Source organism: Microcoleus sp. D3_18_C4, from assembly GCF_036702355.1.
Taxonomy (GTDB): Bacteria; Cyanobacteriota; Cyanobacteriia; order Cyanobacteriales; family Microcoleaceae; genus Microcoleus.
Genome location: NZ_JAUBTF010000055.1, coordinates 39,755 through 46,128, shown reverse-complemented (window position 1 = coordinate 46,128; position 6,374 = coordinate 39,755). Strand labels below are relative to the sequence as shown.

At 47.7% G+C, this 6,374-nt stretch carries 7 protein-coding genes; 3 read left to right on the top strand and 4 right to left on the bottom strand.

The window, feature by feature from the left end; translation table 11 throughout:
- The coding region (locus tag QUA90_RS23400) for a calcium-binding protein (protein WP_333448016.1) at window positions 1–684 on the top strand (684 nt) is incomplete at its 5' end.
- A 47-nt stretch (window positions 685–731) separates the two neighbouring features.
- On the opposite strand, the gene QUA90_RS23395 is transcribed toward QUA90_RS23400, so the two are convergent.
- Window positions 732–1,289 (bottom strand): NUDIX hydrolase, encoded by a 558-nt coding sequence (locus QUA90_RS23395; protein ID WP_333448014.1) that lies wholly within the window; start codon window positions 1,287–1,289, stop codon window positions 732–734.
- 90 nt (window positions 1,290–1,379) lie between these two features.
- Between QUA90_RS23395 and QUA90_RS23390 the strand changes: the two genes are divergently transcribed.
- Window positions 1,380–2,705 (top strand): AMIN domain-containing protein, encoded by a 1,326-nt coding sequence (locus QUA90_RS23390; protein ID WP_333448012.1) that lies wholly within the window; start codon window positions 1,380–1,382, stop codon window positions 2,703–2,705.
- 262 nt (window positions 2,706–2,967) lie between these two features.
- Here the strand turns inward: QUA90_RS23390 and QUA90_RS23385 are convergent, their stop codons facing one another.
- The gene (locus QUA90_RS23385; protein ID WP_333448011.1) at window positions 2,968–3,570 is read right to left on the bottom strand and encodes a DUF3172 domain-containing protein; all 603 of its coding nucleotides are present in this window, start codon (window positions 3,568–3,570) and stop codon (window positions 2,968–2,970) included.
- Window positions 3,571–3,861: 291 nt separating this feature from the next.
- Between QUA90_RS23385 and clpS the strand changes: the two genes are divergently transcribed.
- Window positions 3,862–4,143 (top strand): ATP-dependent Clp protease adapter ClpS, encoded by a 282-nt coding sequence (clpS, locus tag QUA90_RS23380; RefSeq protein WP_015178019.1) that lies wholly within the window; start codon window positions 3,862–3,864, stop codon window positions 4,141–4,143.
- A 239-nt stretch (window positions 4,144–4,382) separates the two neighbouring features.
- Here the strand turns inward: clpS and QUA90_RS23375 are convergent, their stop codons facing one another.
- Both QUA90_RS23375 and QUA90_RS23370 read right to left on the bottom strand, forming a co-directional pair.
- Window positions 4,383–4,715, bottom strand: a complete 333-nt coding sequence (locus QUA90_RS23375) for an RNA-binding protein (protein WP_333035208.1) — start codon at window positions 4,713–4,715, stop codon at window positions 4,383–4,385.
- Between the two features lie 287 nt (window positions 4,716–5,002).
- On the bottom strand, window positions 5,003–6,283 hold the full coding sequence (locus QUA90_RS23370; RefSeq protein WP_333448009.1) for a hypothetical protein: 1,281 nt from the start codon (window positions 6,281–6,283) through the stop codon (window positions 5,003–5,005).
- Window positions 6,284–6,374: the final 91 nt, after the last annotated feature.

The following is a 6,374-nucleotide window of genomic DNA, read 5'->3' as shown; positions in this document are numbered from 1 at the left end:
GATGTTGATGGACGCGACTTGCTATTTGGGGGAGATGGAAATGACTTTCAGGGTGGGGGTGAGAGTTCCGACTCTCTTGATGGGGGTTTGGGTAACGATACCCTTCGTGGAGGCAAGGATGACGATGTTGTACAAGGAGATGCTGGCGAGGATTTGATCTACGGTGATGATGGCAGCGATATTTTGTGTGGCGATGAAGGTAATGATACTATTTTTGGCGATCGCGGGGAAAATCTGCGAGGCGCTGTGGGCTCTGACGGTCAGCAAGACTGTATTAATGGTGGTAGTGGCGATGACCTGTTATACGGCAATGAAGGTCAAGATACTCTCAATGGTGATGATGGTAATGACACTATTTACGGAGGGAAAGATAGGGATATTCTCAATGGGGGTGTTGGGGATGACTGGCTGTTTGGTGATGGGGTAGATGATACTTTGATTGGGGGGATTGGGAGTGATCACTTTGTGTTAAGCGCTAACAGTGGTCTGGATACTGTGCTCAATTTTTCCGTAGGAAGTGATAAGTTTGTTCTGGCTGGTGGCTTGAGTTTTGAGGCTTTGCAAATTAATCCGACGGCGAATGCCACACTGCTACAAGTTGCGGCGACTGGTGAGGTTTTGGCTCAGGTTTTTGGTGCTGATAATTCTATCACTGCTCTGGATTTTCTCACTCTTTCTCCTTAATAACAAAGCGCATTAAACAGCGTGTAAGGTTCCATTCACACAGCACCTTACCGCTGTTTATTCAAAAAATCTAATCCTAAAAAAATAGCTGCGATGCTTCCGGCTACACAAATTTCTCGGGTTTCTATTTTTAATAAAACTTCGGCAAGGGGGACTAAAACTACTTCAATATCTTCTGTAATATCTAATTGTATTTTGCTGGCAAATTTGACATTTTTAGCAAAGTAGAGGTAGATAGAATTGGTATCTTTTACGGGGTTATCATATAAGGTTGCTAGTTCCAAAATTTCTTCAGCAACATATCCCGTTTCTTCGGCAAGTTCTCTGGCGGCAGCACATTTGCCACTTTCTTCAGCAGGGTTGAAAGATCCAGCAGGCAGTTCCAGCAAAATTTCGCCTACTCCGTGCCTGTATTGTCGCACTAATACAAGTTCTTGCTGCTCTGTCGTGGCAAATACGAGGGCGATATTTGGTCGGACATTAACAAAAAAGTCGTCTATAATTTGTCCGCTTGGCAATTCTATTTCATCTTGTCTAACCTGACACCACTTGTTGTTAAGAACGAAGCGCGATCGCAATAATTTCCATTTAGTTAAATTTTTCATATCGCAATAATGTTAAACTTTCAGCGTCATCCGAAGGCAAAATTTTCCCATCCATAATCTATTTCAGATCAAAAATTTCACCCAGCAGCCATGCCATACAAAAAATTACCACGAAAATTTTGGGCAGACTTACAAAAATTGACTGTTAATTCTCTACCAGCGGGATTGTTTGCGATCGAGTCACTGAGTCTGAGTCTAGCAGTCGTCGCCGCAGTTGCAGCAGTGCCCGCAACACTGGAACCAGCAAATGCTTCTACAGTCACAAGTTGGAAATTCGATCCGGCGACAAATCAGCTAGAAATTACTCTCCCAGAGGGAACAACCCCCACATATTCTCTACTCAATCCGTCTCAGATTGCTGTGGATTTGCCCAATACTGAGATCGGAGTAGATGCAACTCAGCTATACCCACAAGGTAGAGTGCGTTCTGTGGGAGTGAGTCAACTTCAACCGGGAACGGCGAGAATTCTGGTCAATTTGGCTCCTGGAGTCGGTTTCAGCGCAGGGCAAGTTCAATTCCAAAGAAGTGGGGTAGAAAATCGCTGGGTGTTGCGTCCTTCGATCGAACCGACTCCGAATATGGAAACTTCCGAAACTCAACCCCCGCCTGCAAGACAAGTACCGCAAAACCAGCCGCCGACTGATTCCAGGTCAAATGCTGTCCCAGAGGTCGATCGACCTGAGCCTCCTACTTCCCCGAACCCCGCTACAAATTTTTCGCAGCGGTCAACTTCAAATGACCAAATCCGGCCGCTAAGAGTGCCTTTAGTCAATGTTCGCCTTGACGAACGCAGTGGGGTAAAAGCTGCTGCTCTACCCCGCCTAGATCCTCAAATAACGGCTGCTGCACCCCAACAGCGGACGCTTACCTTTGGTGAACCGCTTCCTGGCGGACGATCGAATGCTCCTTTGCAGGCTGCGACTGGGGCGAATGTCTTGTTGCCGGCGGGCACGGAGCTCAGTTTGGTATACCCCGGCGATCAGGCTTTGCGGCTGCAAGCGAAGCCCAGCCAAGAGGAAGTGCTGCTGCTGCAAGGGGGAATTTTCGACAGTCGTGGTAATACGATCGTACCTGCTAATACGCCAGTCATCGGCCGGTTTGAAACGACCAACATCGGCAGTCGATTTGTGGTCGAAGCTATTAGTCTCAACGGCCGCAATATCCCTCTTTTGGCTCGCTCGGAACCAGTGGGAGGCCGTCGGCAACAGCCGACAGATCGCAGTTTGTTGCGAAATACTGGTATTGGTGGCTTAGCTTTGTTCTTGCTGAGCGGCTTTTCCGGTGTCGGTTTGTTGGCTGGAGCAGCCGCTGGTGCTGCTACAACTTACGTCGCTGCTCCTCAACCTGCTACGATTGAACCCGGCCAAATTTTTCAAGTTCAGTTAATGGAAGATTTCCCCCAGTTTGGTTTCTGAAGGAAGAAGGAAGAAGGAAGAGGGAAGAAGGAAGAAGGAAGAAGGAAGAAGGAAGAGGGAAGAAGGAAGAAGGAAGAATGAAGAATGAAGAATGAAGAATGAAGAAGGAGGGAGGAAGACTTTTTTCTTCCCTCGAACCTCTTAGTTCAATATTTTCTGAGAGCAGTGTTCCATTGTATGAAATAAAGTAAGGACTTAGGCAAAGCCTAAGTCCTACCCCCTATCTGTAATTGACTCAACTGAAAACCGCTATATCGGCGATTTAGAAATTTTGACCTTCACTGGTTGGAGCTATCGAACCCGGTTGATTGAGGAACAGGTTTTTAGCGCCGTCATTTTGGTAGATACAGTTAATTTCGGGTTGAGCTTCCAAGGGGCCGGTGAAGCCAAAGGTGTTCATGCGATTTTTGCAATCCCGCACTTGGTCTTGGCTGATGAGTTTTCTTTGTTCAAGAATTGCCCAGTTATTGGTTCGCAGGACGCATCCGGGGCGCATACTCGGCTGCGAGATGTAGACGTTGAAAGGGTTGAGGGTGACGTAGAGGCGCATATCTGTCACCATCGCGCTTGCTCCAAACTGCACGCAAAGTTCTGGGTTCGGGGCGCTGCGATCGATAAATTCACGGGAGGCTACGTTCTCTGGGCTAATTGTAGCTGTAGAGCTAAAGGCAATGCCAATCCCAATTCCCAGAATAAAGACGGCTGTTAAAATCCCTAGGGTGGCAGAATTGAGGAAAGAGGGTTTGCCGGACTGAGGTTGACGCCGCGACTGTCCGCCAAAGGAGCCGGAGTAGTCGGAGTCTTCATCTGCTCGGGATGGGTCGCCGCTGAATCTGTCGTTGTAGGATTTAGGTTTGCGTTTCATATAATGTTCGTTCCCTCAGTTCTGGAGACTCAACAGGTAGTAGTTTGTTATTTTTAACCGATCGCGCCTTTCTAATATTATGGCGCTAGGAAGGTGGTTGCGGAGGGCCCAGGACACCCCCTGTGGGTTTGGTGTTGGGTTCACAGCTCGCGATCGACCAGGGGGCTGCCTTGTCTGAATTTTCAGATTTCAATAAAATAGCTGAAAGTGAGATAGTCTTGCACAGCGGAGGAATCCGGCTCAAGATTGTTGACAAATTTTAACATTTTACAAGTCAGGAGGTATAGATTAGTGTCTGTCGAAATTATTCAAAAGCCTTCCACAGTCCGCAAGCTTGCACCGCGCTACCGCGTTCTGCTGCACAATGATGATTTCAATCCTATGGAGTACGTGGTGCAGACTTTGATGGCGACGGTACCGAGTCTGACTCAGCCACAGGCTGTAAATGTGATGATGGAAGCCCATACTAACGGGATGGGATTGGTGATTGTTTGCGCTCTCGAACACGCTGAGTTTTACGCTGAAACGCTCAATAATCACGGATTGAGCAGCAGCATCGAACCTGACGATTAGAACCTGACGGTACTGCAACGGATTCGCCCAGACGATTTCAGACTCATACCGTCCACCCTCATACCAAAAAGCCAAGGGTTAGGCCCTTGGCTTTTTGGTATATTTAATCCGGTAGATATGGAAATTTGAAGAGCATAGGTTTTTCGGAACGGCCGGAAGTGGTTCGGAGCTAGGTGAGCTCTCGCGCCAATTTCAACTCTCCAATCTCAAATCTTTATCCGAGGAAATTAATGAGGAAATTAATAACGTCCTCCTCCGCCTCCCCCTCCTGCGCGACCAAATTTTCCAGGGCCGCCGCCCCGGTTGCCGCCACCCCGGCCGCCTTCATCTTCGCGGGGCTTAGCTTTGTTAACTTTGAGGTCGCGACCCATCCACTCTGCACCGTCGAGAGCACTAATGGCTGCATCTTCTTCTGCATCTGTGGACATTTCTACAAAACCGAAGCCGCGGGGGCGACTGGTTTCTCTGTCGGTAGGTAGATGTACTCGCTTAACGGTTCCGTATTCGGCGAAGACGGTGGTGATGTCTTCTTGGGTAACTTGGTAGGATAAGTTACCGACGTATATCGACATGAGGAATAACTCCAAAATTTAGACAGTGCGAAGATTTCAGTTTCGGAGAGTCCCCTGCCGATACAGAAGGGCAAGTTTTTAGACAATTCTGTAGCAATGAACAAAGCCTGCAACTGAATCTGATTCACACTTGGTACTTTAACATAGAATAATGTCTTTTGAGTAGGTTTCAGGAGTTAATTAAGTTGTTCTAATTAAAGGTAAAACTTTTAGGGTATTCAGAAACCTGGTTGATCGGTGTGATGTTTTGCCTGCAGTGGAAGCAGAGAAAGTTATGCCACGCCCTCTCACCGCAGGAAAGATACATCCACCTTGCCAAAGTTGGTACTCAAAGCTAGGTTTACGTTTTCTAGGGCTTTGACTAACCACACCACGCCTTCTCGGGCACTGCATTCGTAGTGACCGAACAAAATTGCCAGTCGCTTTTCTAGGTAGGGCTTGACTTTGCCGCAAATTAGTACGATTTTCAGCAGCAAACCTGTGGTTTGGGTCGGCCCGAGGTTTGAGATCAGGTCGATGAAGACAAAGTGGTTGGGCCGCACAGGACTCTCTACTACTAAAAAGTTCAATAACTGGCTGCAAGTTCTGATCATTAAAAATTCGTTAAACTTCTGATCATCGCTGTGGGGCAGGGTATTTTGTAGTTGCTTATACAATTTTTCGTTAAAGAGACGTTTGCCGTAGCGATCGTCGGTGACAGAAGAAATCAGGTATTCGTACAAGTCGTCTTTAAAGGAGCGGTAGGACTGATGTGTGCTGGCGTTCGCCGTGAAACGGCCTGCTAGCTGTCTGTAGGTATCGGCTCCTTCTACTTTTCCGACAAATTGCTTGAGGGCAAAGAATAGTTCAGGGTCGGTCAACAGGGTCGGATTTTTTATAAGCTGTATATTTCTGCCGAAGGAAAGGGAGGTTTCCCGACGCGCTATGTGGGCTTTTCTCACTTGGTGAGCGACATATTGTGAGAGGTTGATCTCAAATTGCTGCTGCTTTTGAGCTTGGATTTTTTTAATGATTTTTTGCTGTTCGTAGGTGCTGTCGTCGCTGAGGAGGCAGTGTTTGTAGAGGTAAGGGTAGCGGGGAATCAAGGTTCCGAGGGCAAGGGTAGCAGGGGTTTTGCTGTTGCTGCTATCTTCATTGCTGTGAGTTATGACTTTCGCTAAACGCTTGAGGGTGAGGTACTGTTCGCTTTCGGTAAATTGATTTACTAATTGGGGGATGGAGCCTCGCCCCCGCGATCGATGGTATCCAAATAATATTTTGGGCGCTTCTTCAAACAGAGCGATCAATTCAGGGATGGCTGCTTGCTTGCTGGGGTATGTTTGCCAACGGTTGATCAGGATGTGGCAGCAGCGGTTGAGGATGTACTTGAATTCTTGTTGGGCGTGTTCTGAGGCTGCTATTTTTTCGAGTGCGTCGGCGACGGAGCGATCGGGATATCCGGTACCCTGGATAAACAAAGTGCGAAAGCGGCTGATGAGTTCGGCCGGCTGCTCTCGTTGTACCAACTCCAGCCAGTGCTTGTAAAGTAGCTGTTCTTCTTCGTGGCTTTGTCTGTTGTAGTCGTTCACTGTGGATTAACCCTCCGAGGCTGGGGCAGGAGCTTTCAGCGCTATTAGCTTGATGAATTGGCAAATGAATCGCAATAATTGAGTCAACCGA